At 69.2% G+C, this 14,364-nt stretch carries 13 protein-coding genes and 2 tRNA genes; 6 read left to right on the top strand and 9 right to left on the bottom strand.

What is annotated here, in order from left to right; translation table 11 throughout:
- Window positions 1–4: 4 nt before the first annotated feature.
- The gene (locus ABZV31_RS25285; protein ID WP_355897936.1) at window positions 5–784 is read right to left on the bottom strand and encodes a DUF881 domain-containing protein; all 780 of its coding nucleotides are present in this window, start codon (window positions 782–784) and stop codon (window positions 5–7) included.
- 140 nt (window positions 785–924) lie between these two features.
- Between ABZV31_RS25285 and crgA the strand changes: the two genes are divergently transcribed.
- Window positions 925–1,179 carry a cell division protein CrgA gene (gene crgA / locus ABZV31_RS25280; protein ID WP_355897933.1) on the top strand — a complete coding sequence of 85 codons (255 nt, stop codon included), beginning with the start codon at window positions 925–927 and terminating at the stop codon, window positions 1,177–1,179.
- 312 nt (window positions 1,180–1,491) lie between these two features.
- Here crgA and ABZV31_RS25275 read toward each other — a convergent pair whose 3' ends face one another.
- Window positions 1,492–2,394 (bottom strand): rhomboid family intramembrane serine protease, encoded by a 903-nt coding sequence (locus ABZV31_RS25275; RefSeq protein ID WP_355897931.1) that lies wholly within the window; start codon window positions 2,392–2,394, stop codon window positions 1,492–1,494.
- Window positions 2,395–2,483: 89 nt separating this feature from the next.
- A complete protein-coding gene (locus ABZV31_RS25270; RefSeq protein ID WP_355897929.1) occupies window positions 2,484–3,017 on the bottom strand; it encodes a peptidylprolyl isomerase in 534 nt (177 codons plus the stop codon).
- Between the two features lie 373 nt (window positions 3,018–3,390).
- On the opposite strand from ABZV31_RS25270, the gene ABZV31_RS25265 reads away from it, so the two are divergent.
- Window positions 3,391–4,101 carry a DUF5324 family protein gene (locus ABZV31_RS25265; protein WP_355897926.1) on the top strand — a complete coding sequence of 237 codons (711 nt, stop codon included), beginning with the start codon at window positions 3,391–3,393 and terminating at the stop codon, window positions 4,099–4,101.
- Window positions 4,102–4,629: 528 nt separating this feature from the next.
- On the opposite strand, the gene ABZV31_RS25260 is transcribed toward ABZV31_RS25265, so the two are convergent.
- Window positions 4,630–4,702, bottom strand: a tRNA-Ala gene (locus tag ABZV31_RS25260).
- Between the two features lie 183 nt (window positions 4,703–4,885).
- Here ABZV31_RS25260 and ABZV31_RS25255 point away from each other — a divergent pair.
- The gene (locus ABZV31_RS25255) at window positions 4,886–5,434 is read left to right on the top strand and encodes a DNA-binding protein (protein ID WP_355897923.1); all 549 of its coding nucleotides are present in this window, start codon (window positions 4,886–4,888) and stop codon (window positions 5,432–5,434) included.
- 163 nt (window positions 5,435–5,597) lie between these two features.
- A complete protein-coding gene (locus tag ABZV31_RS25250; protein WP_355897920.1) occupies window positions 5,598–6,956 on the top strand; it encodes a protein kinase in 1,359 nt (452 codons plus the stop codon).
- Window positions 6,957–7,315: 359 nt separating this feature from the next.
- On the opposite strand, the gene ABZV31_RS25245 is transcribed toward ABZV31_RS25250, so the two are convergent.
- Together ABZV31_RS25245 and ABZV31_RS25240 are read right to left on the bottom strand one after the other, a co-directional pair.
- A complete protein-coding gene (locus tag ABZV31_RS25245) occupies window positions 7,316–8,656 on the bottom strand; it encodes a hypothetical protein (RefSeq protein WP_355897918.1) in 1,341 nt (446 codons plus the stop codon).
- A gap of 211 nt (window positions 8,657–8,867) precedes the next feature.
- A complete protein-coding gene (locus ABZV31_RS25240) occupies window positions 8,868–8,996 on the bottom strand; it encodes a DLW-39 family protein (protein WP_003999697.1) in 129 nt (42 codons plus the stop codon).
- 336 nt (window positions 8,997–9,332) lie between these two features.
- Here ABZV31_RS25240 and ABZV31_RS25235 point away from each other — a divergent pair, with 336 nt between their 5' ends.
- Both ABZV31_RS25235 and ABZV31_RS25230 read left to right on the top strand, forming a co-directional pair.
- Entirely contained in the window at window positions 9,333–9,689 is a 357-nt protein-coding gene (locus ABZV31_RS25235) for a DUF6344 domain-containing protein (RefSeq protein WP_355897915.1), read from the top strand.
- Between the two features lie 568 nt (window positions 9,690–10,257).
- Window positions 10,258–10,623, top strand: a complete 366-nt coding sequence (locus ABZV31_RS25230; RefSeq protein ID WP_355897912.1) for a hypothetical protein — start codon at window positions 10,258–10,260, stop codon at window positions 10,621–10,623.
- 92 nt (window positions 10,624–10,715) lie between these two features.
- Here the strand turns inward: ABZV31_RS25230 and ABZV31_RS25225 are convergent.
- The 3 genes from ABZV31_RS25225 to gyrA all read right to left on the bottom strand — a co-directional run bounded on the left by ABZV31_RS25225 (window position 10,716) and on the right by gyrA (window position 14,347).
- Window positions 10,716–10,789, bottom strand: a tRNA-Ile gene (locus ABZV31_RS25225).
- Between the two features lie 102 nt (window positions 10,790–10,891).
- Window positions 10,892–11,734, bottom strand: a complete 843-nt coding sequence (locus ABZV31_RS25220; protein WP_355897909.1) for a DUF3566 domain-containing protein — start codon at window positions 11,732–11,734, stop codon at window positions 10,892–10,894.
- An 18-nt stretch (window positions 11,735–11,752) separates the two neighbouring features.
- Complete coding sequence (gene gyrA / locus ABZV31_RS25215) at window positions 11,753–14,347, bottom strand: DNA gyrase subunit A (protein WP_355897907.1); 2,595 nt, start codon at window positions 14,345–14,347, stop codon at window positions 11,753–11,755.
- Window positions 14,348–14,364 lie beyond the last annotated feature (17 nt).

Genomic DNA, 14,364 nt, shown 5'->3' with positions numbered 1-14,364 from the left:
GCACCTACTTCACGGGCTTCGCGTAGTGCAGGTCCACTGTGCCCGAGTAGCCGGGCAGAGTCACCGTCCCGTTCTCGGTGACTTTCCAGCCGAGGCCGTAGACGTTTACGTACACCATGTAGTTCTGGATGGCCGGGGAGTCCGCGAGCGCCTTCTGCAGCTTGTCCGGGTCGCCGATCGCCGTGATCTTGTACGGAGGTGAGTAGACGCGGCCCTGGAGGATCAGGGTGTTGCCCACGCAGCGCACCGCGCTGGTGGAGATCAGCCGCTGGTCCATGACCTTGATGCCCTTGGCACCGCCCTGCCACAGGGCGTTGACCACGGCCTGCAGGTCCTGCTGGTGGATGACGAGGTAGTCGGGCTGCGGCTCGGGGTAGCCGGGGAGCTTGGCGGTGGCGTTCGGCGGGGCGTCGTTGAGCGTGACCGTGATCGCCCTGCCCTTGAGCGGCTGCGTGCCCGCGCTCTTCTCCAGTTGGGCCAGCTTCTCGTCCTGGGCCTTCGTGCTGCCGTCGTCACGCTCGGCGAGCGACTCGACGTCGTCGCGCAGGGCCGCGTTGGACTCGTCGAGCTCCTTGTTCTTGCGGCTGCGCTCCTGGATGAGGTCGGACAGCTTCAGAAGGGACGTGTCCGTGCGGATATTGGTGCCCTTGGCCGTATTGAAGCTGGTGAAGAAAATGAGCCCCGCGAGGGCGAAGACGGCCACCGTGAGGATCCGCACCGGCCGGAAACGGCGGGTGCGGGCGGGGCTGGAACCCGTCCCCGGGGAGTCGGCAGAATTGCTCAACGTACCCTTATCTCCTTCGGCGCCGCGGAAGCACTACGCTAACGGACGCCCGGGGGAGCGCTCAGTGTCCCCTTGTACGCTGCCCCGAGCCAGCCCAGTTCCCTGCGCGGCCACGCAGCGCATCGACAGGAGAGACCCTCGTGCCGAAGTCACGTATCCGCAAGAAGGCCGACTACACGCCGCCGCCGGCGAAGCAGGCTGCAAGCATCAAGCTGGAGAGCCGCGGCTGGGTCGCGCCCGTCATGCTCGCCATGTTCCTCATCGGCCTGGCCTGGATCGTCGTCTTCTATGTGACCGACGGCTCGCTGCCCATCGACGCGCTGGACAACTGGAACATCGTGGTGGGCTTCGGCTTCATCGCCGCCGGATTCGGAGTCTCGACGCAGTGGAAGTAGGGCCTTTCCGGCCGGGAAGGGGCCTTCCTGGCCGGGAACGCAAGGCCGGCTTCCCGGTGAACACAGCTCTGCCCACGGCTATCCGCTGAGTTATCCACAGCCCTGGCGGAATTTCCACACTGACCTGGGGAAAAGCCGACGATCTGTGGATAACTAGTCGGGCATTGACGCCGGTACTACTGTCGCACCACCCTGCGGAAGCCCGATCGCCCCCCGCCTGACCTGCGGAAACCCGGGTCAGCGACAGCAGGCACACCTGTTCCCACACAGTATGCACAAGATCCGCCACACGCTGTGGACAACGGTTCGGTATCAGGCGAGCTGGGCCGTCCTCAGCAGGGTCATCACCACGACGACCGCGAGGACCAGCGCACAGGTGCCGTACTGCACCAGAGTCCGCCGCTCACGCGGGGCGTGCACCATCGCGTAGCCGACCACGACACCGGCGACCAGGCCACCGATGTGGGCCTGCCAGGCAATGTTGCTCCAGCCGAAGGTGAAGATCAGGTTGATCACCAGCAGGGCGATGATCGGCCGCATGTCGTAGTTGAGCCGGCGCATCAGGACGGCGGTCGCGCCGAAGAGGCCGAAGATGGCGCCGGAGGCGCCCAGCGAGGCCTGGCTCGGGGAGGCCAGCAGATACGTCAGCGCGCCGCCCGCCAGGCCCGAGACGAAGTAGAGCGCGAGGTAGCGCAGGCGGCCGAGGGCCGCTTCCAGGGGGCCGCCGAGCCACCACAGACTCAGCATGTTGAAGGCGATGTGCCACACCGCCTCGTGCGTGAACATCGAGGTCACCAGGCGGTACCACTCGCCGTCCGCGACGCCCATGCTCGGGGTGAACGGCTTCGGGGGCCACGCACCGATGAGGACCAGGTGGTCCAGGAGCGAGGAGTCGGCGTGGACCGCGATGAACACCGCGACGTTGATCCCAATGAGGATCTTGGTGAGGAGCCGGGGGTCGGCGGTCATGGTGCCACCGGCGAGGGTGCGGGGACGGGCGGCAGCAGGCGCGGGGCCCGTGCCGGAGCCGACGCAGTCCGGGCAATGGAAGCCCACGGAGGCGTTGACCATGCACTCGGGGCAGATCGGCTTCTCGCAGCGGGTGCAGCGGATGCCCGTCTCGCGGTCCGGGTGGCGGTAGCAGGTGGGCACGCTCTGGGCGTCCTGCGGGCCCTGCTCGCTCGGGCCCTGCGGGCTGCCTGGTGCCTGATCCATGGGTCCCCTCAATTCGTCGTGGGCAATGCACCGCCCCGCTCATCCTTACGGACGAGCGGGGCGTTTGGTTCCCTCGGAAGGCTCCGGGCTCAGGCCTCGCGGGTCTCGACCACGACCGTCTCGATGACGACGTCCTTGAGCGGGCGGTCGGTGCGCGGGTTGGTCTGCGTGGTCGCGATGGAGTCGACGACCTTCTGGCTGGCCGCGTCGGTGACCTCGCCGAAGATGGTGTGCTTGCGGTTCAGCCAGGCCGTCGGGGAGACGGTGATGAAGAACTGCGAGCCGTTGGTGCCCGGGCCGGCGTTGGCCATCGCCAGCAGGTAGGGCTTGTCAAAGGCGAGGTCGGGGTGGAACTCGTCCTCGAACTGGTAGCCGGGGCCGCCGGTCCCGTTGCCCAGCGGGTCACCGCCCTGGATCATGAAACCGCTGATCACCCGGTGGAAGACCGTGCCGTCGTAGAGCTTCGCCGTGGACTTCTCGCCGGTGGCGGGGTGGGTCCACTCACGCTCGCCCTTGGCGAGCTCGACGAAGTTCCGGACCGTCTTGGGGGCGTGGTTCGGCAGGAGCCGGACTTCAATGTCGCCATGGTTGGTCTTCAGGGTGGCGTAGAGCTGCTCAGCCACGATCTGCCTTCCGTTGTCTTTCTGTGACCCCCTGATCCTCGCACGGCCCGCGCCGTGCGTGGCCCGGCGACCGCTTCTGAGCGGACATCCGCCGGATTCGGTTGAGGAAAAACGGCCGAGTCGCCCCGGGGCGGGAGCGCGGAGCGGCGATCCGTGGCATTGTCGACGACAAGCTCCTGTTACTCCGTATTCATCCGCTATTGCACGTGATCGTCTCTCGGGCGGGTGCTTGACCGGAAGAGTCACACAGAGACCGCAGTCATAGCCCGTGACCCGGATGCCTGTTCTCACGTGCCTCCGGGCTCATTGGCAGGCATGATCCGTAAAAGGGTGGAAAGTCGAATTACCGTACGCCACCGAGGAGGAGGAACCCGTGACCCGCATCGACAGCGTGCGCGCCGCGACCGGCTCGGCGAAGGACAGCGTGCTGCACGCCGCGGAAGTGGTGGCGCCCTACGCCGACACGGCCAAAGACAGGGCCGCGCACTACGCACACGAGGCACGCGTACGGCTCGCGCCCAAGGTGTCGCTGGCCGCCGACCAGGCCCGCGTCCAGTACAGCGCCCATGTCGCACCCCGGCTGGAGCAGGCCCGTGCGCAGGCTCTGGCCCATGTGCCGCCGAAGGTCGACCAGGCCGCCCACGAAGCCGCCGAACGTACGCGCAAGGCTGCCCGACAGGCCGCCGAGTACTCCCGGCCGAAGATCGAGCAGGCGGTGGCCGCGGCCGTGCCCGTCGCCGACGAGGCCGCCGCGCGCAGTGCCGCCGCACTGCTCGCACTGCGCGGTCAGGTACCGGCGCAGAAGATCCAGAAGCTGGCCCGCAGGCATGAGCGGCGGGCGAGGGCCGGACGCATCGCGAAGGTGCTCGCGGTGGTGGGCGCGCTCGCCGGCGGTGCCTTCGCCGCCTGGAAGTGGTGGGACAAGCAGGCCAACCCCGACTGGCTGGTGGAACCGCCCGCGGCGACCGAGGTCCCCGAGTCGGGTCGGCTGACCTCGGTGGACGGCAGCGGCCAGTCGGTGCTGGACCCCGAGGTCCAGGCGAAGGAGGCCGAGGAGGAGGCGGACCGCGACGAGCGCGGCTGACCACCGCCGGGTGGCACAACGCAATTCCCCCTGATCCGCGTTTCCGTGGAGCAGGGGGAGCTTCTTTCGTGCCCTCGAGACCTCTGACCAGGGTCTCGTCGGGCGCTTCTCGGGGGGGTTGTCCGCTCCCGGCTCGGCGGGTCGTCGACGGCGAGGGAGAGGCGGCGGACGCCGCCCGGGGGAACGGCCTGTCCATCAACGGCAGTTCGCGGGCGAAGACGTCCGTGAGGACATGGTCGCTGAACACCGCCGGCCCGGATGATCGGCCCCAACACCACCTGGACCCATGCCGCCCAGCTTCCTGAGGCGCTCGCCCAGGGCCGCACGGACCGGGCCGAGCCCGCCGGCGCTGGTGCCGGAGATGCCGGGCAAGGACCAGGCGCGGCAGGTGACCGCGCTGAGGACATCACGGGTCGGTTCACCGGTACGCTCACCGTCTGCTCAGCGGTCGGCTCACCGGCGATCACGAAGGCACTCAAAAAGCCCCTCTGCCCCGCGTTTCCGCAGGTCAGAGGGGTTCTGAGGAAGTGGAGCCTAGGGGAGTCGAACCCCTGACATCTGCCATGCAAAGACAGCGCTCTACCAACTGAGCTAAGGCCCCGGAAGAGGAGCGTCCGGCCGGAGGAGCCGCGTACCGGTCGGGCGCTGCAGACCAGAGTACCGGGTCACCCCCCGGATCTCGCAAAAGGATTGGGGGTCCCCGTGGCCGACCACTCTCCGTAAGATGCTCCGCGTGGTTCGCTACAGCGAACCGCGGTACTCGGGGAAGCGATGGGGAGACGCAATGGACGCCGCACAGCAGGAAGCCACCGCAAGAGCGCGGGAACTGCAGCGGAACTGGTACGGGGAGCCGTTGGGGGCACTCTTCCGTAAGCTCATAGACGACCTCGGTCTCAACCAGGCTCGTCTGGCGGGGGTACTGGGACTGTCCGCACCGATGCTGTCGCAGCTGATGAGCGGCCAGCGCGCGAAGATCGGCAACCCGGCGGTGGTCCAGCGGGTGCAGCTGCTGCAGGAGCTGGCGGGACAGGTGGCGGACGGCAGCGTCAGCGCCGCCGAGGCCACCGAGCGCATGGAGGAGATCAAGAGGTCGCAGGGGGGCTCGGTGCTCAGCAACACCACGCAGACGACGAACAGTTCGGGAGCGCCCACGGTCAAGCGGGTGGTCCGCGAGATCCAGTCGCTGCTGCGTTCCGTGGCTGCCGCCGGCGACATCATCGAGGCGGCGGACACCCTCGCCCCGACCCACCCCGAACTGGCAGAGTTCCTGCGGGTCTACGGCGCCGGCCGCACCTCCGACGCGGTCGCGCACTACCAGTCCCACCAGAGCTGAAGCCCACGGCCCGGTCGCCGCAAGGGGGTTCGGCAGCCGGGGCGAACGGCCGAGGGGGTTTCCGGACGACGAGTGGCGCATCGCTCGTCCGACACGGGAGTCGTATCGCTCGCCGAGGGGGAAGCAAGGGGGGTAACCGCAGGGGGAGGAGCGACGCACAGCCATGGGTGAGGTCTTCGCCGGCCGGTACGAGCTGGTCGACCCGATCGGACGCGGTGGGGTTGGCGCGGTCTGGCGCGCCTGGGACCACCGCCGCCGCCGGTATGTGGCCGCCAAGGTTCTGCAGCAGCGCGACGCGCACTCCCTGCTGCGCTTCGTCCGGGAACAGGCGCTGCGGATCGACCACCCCCATGTGCTCGCACCGGCCAGCTGGGCCGCCGACGACGACAAGGTCCTGTTCACCATGGACCTGGTGGCCGGCGGCTCGCTGGTCCACCTGGTCGGGGACTACGGCCCGTTGCCGCCGGCCTTCGTCTGCACGCTGCTCGACCAGCTGCTGTCGGGGCTCGCCGCGGTGCACGCGGAAGGCGTCGTGCACCGCGACATCAAGCCCGCCAACGTGCTGTTGGAGGCCACCGGCACCGGCCGGCCCAAGCTCCGCCTGTCCGACTTCGGCATCGCGATGCGGCTGGGCGAACCGCGGCTGACGGAGACCAACCTCGTGGTGGGGACGCCGGGTTACCTCGCGCCGGAGCAGATGATGGGCGCGGAACCGGACTTCCCCGCCGACCTGTTCGGCGTCGGCCTGGTCGCCCTCTATCTGCTTCAGGGCGCCAAGCCGGACGCCAAGGCGCTCGTGGAGTACTTCGCGGCGCACGGGACGCCGAGTGCGCCCAAGGGCATTCCCGAAGCGTTGTGGCAGGTCGTGGCCGCCATGCTGCAGCCGGACCCGCAGGCCCGGTTCCGTACGGCCACGGGTGCGCGCAAGGCTCTCGCCGCGGCCGCCGAGCTGCTCCCGGAACCCGGCCCCGACGACGAGCTGATCGAGATCTTCGACCAACTCGGACCGCTCCCATCGGGGTTCGGGCCCGACGGACCCCTGCCGGCCAACCCGTCGGCTGCTCCGTCGGGCGGTGCGCCCGGCGCCGTCGGGGGTGCGGCGCAGTCCGTCCCCCCGCCGTCGCTGTGGGAGACCGGCAGCTTCCAGCTCGCCCCGCCTGCGCGGTACCCCGAGCAGCCGAGCACCCCACCGACGCCCACGTCCACTCCCCTGCCGGCTCAGGCCGCGCCTCCGCCGGCCCAGGCGCCCGTTCCCCCTCATCCGTCCCCTACGTCGGCCCCCCAGTCCGCGCCCGCACCGGGCGTCTCCGAAGCCCCGACCTCAGTGGTGCACCACGATTACGCTCCCACTCGTCCATACACCGCTCACGTCCCGCAGGTTCCGTCCCCGTCCGCCACGAGACCCCCGGCCGCGCAGACCCCGCAACGCCGACCGGGACCGCCCCCGAAGGTGGCGATCCCGATTCTGGTCGTGGCGCTGCTGTGCTTCGCGGTCGGCATCTGGGCGCTGACCGGGAGCTGATTCATCAGGCGGGCTTGTCTGAATGCGGCAGTGAGGCCGAACCCTCAGAGGTGATCCCTGTAAAGCAGCCAGGTCCCCTCCGTTCGTGATGGACAGAGGGAACCTGCGTGCCTTTATGAAGTCACCTTGAGGCAGGCCCTGGCGATCCATCGCCCGATGTCGGCCTGGATCCACCAGGCGGACGTATGGCCACATGCGGTGATGTCGTCCTGACCGGCCCAGTTCTGGAGCGACGAACAGAACACGGATCCGTTGGCGAACGTCCCCACTACCCGACTCGATCGGTTGACGCCGTGAGCCGTGACCCGGATCCGACCCACCGGCCCCGGCCACCGAGGCCTCGCCCCCGCCCGCGCCGCCTACCAGACCCGCGCCCGCCGCCGGGCCACCACCGTCCACACCCCGAGCACCGCCAACAGCACGGTCCCCGCACCGATCCCGGCCACGGCGATCACCGTCCTCGCAGAGTCACCGCCGAGGCCCCCGCCCGAACCCCCCGCCGCCGCTTCCCGGTCCCGGGCGGTGACCCCGAACACGCCCTGCGGCTCGGCCGACCCGGCGTACCCGGGCCCCGCCTGGGCCGCCCCCCGGACCCGGACACGCAGCGTCACGCCGTACGGGCCATCGCCGAACTGGTCGGCCGTCTGGGCGGCGAGGTGCACGACGAGGTAGTACGAGCCGGCGAACCGCATCCCCTTCACCTGGTCGGCGACGTCGTAGCGGTTGGCGTAGGCGACGGGCGGCAGGGGCGCGAGCGCGGCGGACGTCTGCCTGCCCTGGTAACCGGCGCCCGCCTCCTCGACGTAGCCCCGCACCGGGTTGTAGAGCGTCAGCGTCAGCGCGCCGTCCACATAGCCGCTGCCGCCGCTCGAACTGCCCAGCTCGGCAGTGGCGCTCAGCTGCTGCCCCCAGTCGACCGGCACCTTGTAGAAGAGCGTCTGCCCGGGCCGGAGGCGGTCCCGCCAGACCCCTTGCCCGACCGCGCTCGCCCGGGCGAACCCCGTGCCGCCCACTCGTTCCACCGTCTCTCCGGTGACGGGTGCGGGCGAGGCCGAGTCCCAGGACTCGGGTGCCTTCGTCGCAGTGGTCCGCTTCAGCGGCGGCTCTGACACCACCGCCAGTTCCAGGGGCCAGGTGTCCGGTGAGGAACCTGTGGCGTCGACGCGTTCGACGACCACGTAATACGTACCGGCTCCCTGGCACAGCACATGACCGGGGGAGGCCTCGCGCGCCACCGACGCGGCGATCGGGTGCGGGCTGCGGCTCGCTCCGAAGCTCGCGCTCTGGAAGGAACAGGAGTTGTGGTCGGCGTCCTGGACCGAAACCCGCAGGCCGTCGGTGGCTGCCACCGTGGTGCCCGCGGGGGGGACGGCGGTGGCGGAGACGTACGCGGTCGACGTGGTGTCGAGGTCGAGACGGTAGTAGACCTTGCCGTTCCTCGACAGGGAGCTCCGGTATGTACGGCCGGGCTCCAGGCGTACGGCGTCCGTGGCGCTCGTCGCTCCGGTGACGGACCGCGCGCCGTCGGCGAAAACGTACGGGACCGGCGTCCCGGCCGCCACCGCGGTCTGCCCCGGCCCGGCGGCCGCCAGACACAGCACCGCGGCGGCGACGGTCGCGCGCACGACGGCGTACGACGGACGACGACCGCGCCGGCCGTGCCCCGTCCTCGCCTGCCACCCCGCCGTACGCCGCACCATCCCGCGCCCCCTCGTCGTTGCTTCGGACGTCGCCCATCCTGCCCCGCGCGTCCGTACGCCATCCGCGCAATCCGTACGAGCGTCCGAAACGCCCGGCTCGTGAGACGGCTGACTACCCCACGCGCGCCGCCTGCGCAACACGTGACCCCGACCAACACAAAACCCCGACCGCTACGGCGGTCGGGGTCTGCTCAGTATCGGATGTCAGTACTCACGAACCCGTGGGCACGGAGTCAGTCGCCTCCGTCCACAGATCCTGCTCGGCGCGATCCGCCTGGATCTGGCGGTACACGAGGAGCCCGCCGATGGCGGCCAGTGCGACCAGGAGAAGCTTCTTCACCGCGCGACCTCGTCTTTCCTTGACGTAGGGGACCTCTGGCGCCCGACTATACACACCGACCGATATCGATCGGTGACCTGCGTCGGCTGCCAACTCCCGTCCGGCTCGGCGCAGTAGAAGCGGACCACACCGCTCCGATCGGAGGGTGATCACACCCATACAGGCGGTGACTTTTGTCACTCTCCTCCCGTCTTGGTGGTTTTCGCCCCTCTTGCACCCATCCGAGTGGTGTTCATCCGAAGATCGACGCGCCATGGGCGTCGGTCCACCACTTCGCGCCCCTCATACACATCATGAGGAAAGTACGCAAATCGCCCAACCCGAACGTGAGGGGCCATGGACCAGCAGAACAAGGCAATGAAGCTGTGGACCGCCATCGTGACCGTCTTCCTCGCACTGTGCACGGCACTCGGACTCATCACGACGACCGCCGCCGCGGCCCCGGCCGCACCGCAGCCCGAGACGGCACCCAAGAACAGCGCGCCCGTGCCGACGCAGACGACGTCCCACTGGTCCCGAGCCTCCACCAGGTCCCTTCCCCCCACGATGAAACAACGCATCCGCGCCGAGGCCCACGGCAAGACCCCCACCTGCCGCCACCACCCGCTCGCCGACTCCCCGTCCCTCGCGACCGACCCCCTCTGCGCCCCCGCCGACCCGCCGGCCAGGCCCACCATCCCCCTCCAGCGCTGACAGCGACGGCACGGCACCGTCAGGGCCGTCTCCCACACCGTAACGGCGAATTGCGTACTGCGTACTGCGTACCGCACCACCTGAAAACCACGAAGATCCCCGGTCGACGCCGACCGGGAATCTTCGTGTCTACCCGCATGTCCGCTCACTCTGATGAGTCACTGGACGCGCCACCGGCCCGGGCTCACCCCGAGGCGGAGCCACAGCTACTGCAAGATCGACTCGCTGCGGCTTCCGCCTCGCCTTGGCTCCGCCCGACCAGCGATCCAGGGGCGAGAAGCTGCGCATGGCGGTGTGTGGCTGAGCAAGGTCCTCAAGCATGTCTCGCCGAAGGCGGCCAACTACGCGGGCAGATACGGCAACAAGATCGCTGACGCGATCGAGGCCGTGGAGAACCGGGGCGAGCACGCGCTGACCATTGCCCTGGTGAGGGCAGGAGTGCCGTACGACGTGGCGGGCGACCTCGCCGGAGGGCAACGGTATGGACGACGAGCCATCGGCCCCAGGGAGAAGCGGCCTGCCCGAGTCGTCGTCGCCGGGTTGATCCTGTTCGCCGGGCTCCGGGCTCGTGGGACTGGTGTTCCTGCTGGTTCTCCTCGTCACGGCGGCGGTGTTCCCGGGGACGATCGAGTTCGACGGTCTCGCTCCCGTGTTCTGGGCGTTGCTGCTTCTGGCTCCGTACTCGGCGATCGCCATGTCGATCACGGTGCCGACGCGGCGCCTGGTGTGCGCCTCGCTCCCGCCACTCACCCACCGTTGCCCGGCTGGCGCCGCCTTCGGCTGGCTGTCCGCGTTCCTCGTCGGTCTGATGCTGCTGGAGTGGATGCCGGGAGTTCACGCCCACTCGGTCCTGCCGGCGGTCGTCGTGGCCACGGTCGGACTCCTGCTGGAGCCGCTCGCGCAGCAGCTTGGCGGCAGCAAGACGAAGGGATAGCCGGCGGAGCCTGGGGCAACACCCCCGAGAGCCGAAACGAAGAGCGGGCGTCTCCCACCAGGGAAACGCCCGCTCTCTGCGATCTTCAGCTGTGGGGCTAACAGGATTTGAACCTGTGACCTCATCCTTATCAGGGATGCGCTCTAACCAACTGAGCTATAGCCCCGCCGCGCTCTGCGGTGTGTGTCCCGCGCGCCGACTCCTGAAGATTAGCGCACGACGTGGGCAGTCCCAAAATCGATAGTCGGGAACCGAAGCCCAGGCCTTGTCACTCGTCCTCGGCCAGCGTCAGTTCGATTCCGCCGACGAAGCCCGCGGAGAGGTTGTAGATGAACGCGCCGAGGGTCGCGAGGGCTGTCGCGAGGACGACGTCGATGACCGCGATGATCGTCGTGAACATCAGGACGTGCGGGAGGGAGAGGAAGGACTGCAGGTCGAAGCCGTTCGATTCGTTCGAGCCCGTCGCTTCCGAGATCGTCCCGCCGACCGTCGAGAAGACACCCATCGCGTCCATGACCATCCACAGCACGGCGGACGCCACGACCGTGCAGATGCCCAGCGCGATGGAGAGCAGGAAGCTGACCTTCATCACCGACCACGGGTCGGCCTTGGCCACGCGCAGCCGTGCCTTGCGGGTGCGCGGCGTCGTACGGGCGCCCGTACGCGGCCGGCGTACCGCCCCTGGGGCCGCCACGGCCGCCGGGTAGGCCTGCGGCGGGTGGTACGGCCCCGCGGGCTGCTGCGGCTGCCGCTCCCCCGGCAGCGGCGAGGCCGGGGCCGGCTGCGGCGCACCAGCACCCCCCTGCTGCGGAGCAGCCGCCTGCTGCTGAGCCACCGGGGCGGCCTGGCCGACCCCCGGCTGGGGCTGCTGAGCCGACGGCTGCGCCTGCGCGCCCGGAACGGCGGCCGCGCCCTGAGCTGCGGCCGGGCCCGCTCCAGCCGCGTACTGCTGGGTCTGCGGGCCTCGGGTGTCCGTCACAGTTCCCCCCTGGGATCCATGAGTGTCAGAAGAGTGCGAGTCCGTCGTCTGCGCGGCGGAGCCACGGCCGCCGCCGTCCGTTTCCGTACCAGGCGAGGTACCGGCCGATCCGGCGCCCGTGGCTCCGCTCAAGATGACTCACTCCTCGTGCTACTCGGCCGAGGGCGCCTCACCCTCGTCCGTGCCGGTGGTCGCGGCACCCTCGGCGGCCTCGTCCGCGGCCTCGTCGCCGCTGACTTCCTCCGCCTCGCGTCCCGCCTCGGCGTTTCGAGCGATGCCGACCACGGCATCGCGCTTGCCCAGGTTGATCAGTTGGACGCCCATGGTGTCACGGCCCGTCTCCCTGACCTCGCTGACTCGCGTACGAATCACACCGCCCGAGAGTGTGATGGCGAGGATCTCGTCGTTCTCCTCGACAATCAACGCGCCCACGAGTGAACCGCGGTCCTCGACGATCTTGGCGGCCTTGATGCCGAGGCCGCCGCGACCCTGGACGCGGTACTCGTCGACGCTGGTCCGCTTCGCGTACCCACCGTCTGTGGCAGTGAACACGAACGTACCGGGTCGAACAACATTCATCGAGAGAAGCTCGTCGCCCTCGCGGAAACTCATGCCCTTGACGCCCGAGGTGGCACGGCCCATGGGGCGCAGGGTGTCGTCCGAAGCGGTGAACCTGATCGACTGCGCCTTCTTGCTGACCAGCAGCAGATCGTCCTCGGCCGAGACGAGTTCGGCTCCGATCAGTTCGTCGTCGGACCCGTCCTCCCGTTCCCGCAGGTTGATGGCGATCACGCCGCCCGAGCGCGGGGAGTCGTAGTCCTTCAGCGGCGTCTTCTTCACCAGGCCCGCCTTGGTGGCCAGGACGAGGTACGGCGCCGCCTCGTAGTCGCGGATCGCGAGGATCTCGGCGATCGACTCGTCCGGCTGGAAGGCGAGCAGGTTCGCCACATGCTGGCCGCGCGCGTCACGGCCGGCGTCCGGCAGCTCGTAGGCCTTGGCGCGGTAGACGCGGCCCTTGTTGGTGAAGAACAGCAGCCAGTGGTGGGTGGTCGACACGAAGAAGTGGTCGACGATGTCGTCTTCCTTGAGCTTCGTGCCGCGCACGCCCTTGCCGCCGCGCTTCTGGGCACGGTAGTCGTCGGTCTTGGTGCGCTTGATGTAGCCGCCCCGGGTGACCGTGACGACGATGTCCTCCTCGGCGATCAGGTCCTCGATGGACATGTCGCCGTCGTAGGGGATCAGCTTGGTCTTGCGGTCGTCGCCGTACTTCTCGACGATCGCGGCCAGCTCCTCGCTGACGATGCCGCGCTGGCGGACCGGGGAGGCGAGGATCTCGTTGTACTCGTTGATCTTCGCCTGGAGTTCGTCGTGCTCCTGGACGATCTTCTGGCGCTCCAGGGCGGCCAGGCGCCGCAGCTGCATCTCGAGGATGGCGTTGGCCTGGAGGTCGTCGATCTCCAGCAGGCCCATCAGGCCCTCACGCGCGACCTCGACGGTCGCGCTGCGCCGGATCAGCGCGATGACGTCGTCGATGGCGTCCAGGGCCTTGAGCAGACCACGCAGGATGTGCGCCCGCTCCTCGGCCTTGCGCAGGCGGAAGCGCGTACGACGGACGATGACCTCGATCTGGTGCGCCACCCAGTGGCGGATGAACGCGTCGAGCGAGAGGGTGCGCGGCACGCCGTCCACCAGCGCCAGCATGTTGGCGCCGAAGTTCGTCTGCAGGTCGGTGTGCTTGTAGAGGTTGTTCAGGACGACCTTGGCGACCGCGTCCCTCTTGAGCACGATGACCAGGCGCTGACCCGTGCGGGACGACGTCTCGTCACGGACGTCCGCGATCCCACCGACCTTGCCGTCCTTCACCAGGTCGGCGATCTTCTGCGCGAGGTTGTCGGGGTTGACCTGGTAGGGCAGCTCCGTGACCACCAGGCACTGGCGGTTCTGGATCTCCTCGACCTCGACGACCGCGCGCATGGTGATGGAGCCGCGGCCGGTGCGGTAGGCCTCCTCGATGCCCTTGCGGCCCACCACCAGGGCGCCGGTCGGGAAGTCGGGGCCCTTGATGCGCTCGATGAGCGCCTCGAGCAGCTCCTCGTGCGTCGCCTCCGGGTTCTCCAGGTACCACTGGGCGCCGGCCGCGACCTCGCGCAGGTTGTGCGGCGGGATGTTGGTCGCCATGCCGACCGCGATACCGGCCGAGCCGTTGATCAGCAGGTTGGGGAAGCGGGACGGCAGGACGGTCGGCTCCTGGGAGCGGCCGTCGTAGTTGTCCATGAAGTCGACGGTCTCTTCGTCGATGTCACGGACCATCTCCATCGACAGCGGCGCCATCTTGCACTCGGTGTAGCGCATCGCCGCCGCCGGGTCGTTGCCCGGGGAGCCGAAGTTGCCGTTGGAGTCCACCAGCGGCATCCGCATCGACCACGGCTGCGCGAGGCGGACCAGCGCGTCGTAGATCGAGGAGTCACCGTGCGGGTGGTAGCTGCCCATGACGTCGCCGACGACGCGGGCGCACTTGTAGAAGCCGCGCTCGGGGCGGTAGCCGCCGTCGTACATGGCGTACAGCACGCGACGGTGGACGGGCTTGAGCCCGTCCCGGACGTCGGGCAGCGCACGCGAGACGATGACGGACATCGCGTAGTCGAGGTACGAGCGCTGCATCTCCGTCTCGAGCCCGACGGGCTCGACACGGAGGGCGGCCTCGGCGCCTTCTTCAGGCGTAACGGGGGTGTTCTCGTCGGCCATTGCTGGTGAAGATCCTT

This window comes from Streptomyces sp. NPDC005202 (genome assembly GCF_040608235.1).
Classification (GTDB): Bacteria; Actinomycetota; Actinomycetes; order Streptomycetales; family Streptomycetaceae; genus Streptomyces.
Note: the sequence above shows the minus strand (reverse complement) of the source record. Positions and strands in the feature narration are given on the sequence as shown.

Coding starts and splice junctions, on each gene's coding strand:
- ABZV31_RS25275 (WP_355897931.1), bottom strand. CDS start 2,394: ATGGATCAGGCACCAGGCAGCCCGCAGGGCCCGAGCGAGCAGGGCCCG.
- ABZV31_RS25255 (WP_355897923.1), top strand. CDS start 4,886: ATGGACGCCGCACAGCAGGAAGCCACCGCAAGAGCGCGGGAACTGCAG.
- ABZV31_RS25250 (WP_355897920.1), top strand. CDS start 5,598: ATGGGTGAGGTCTTCGCCGGCCGGTACGAGCTGGTCGACCCGATCGGA.
- ABZV31_RS25245 (WP_355897918.1), bottom strand. CDS start 8,656: ATGGTGCGGCGTACGGCGGGGTGGCAGGCGAGGACGGGGCACGGCCGG.
- ABZV31_RS25235 (WP_355897915.1), top strand. CDS start 9,333: ATGGACCAGCAGAACAAGGCAATGAAGCTGTGGACCGCCATCGTGACC.
- gyrA (WP_355897907.1), bottom strand. CDS start 14,347: ATGGCCGACGAGAACACCCCCGTTACGCCTGAAGAAGGCGCCGAGGCC.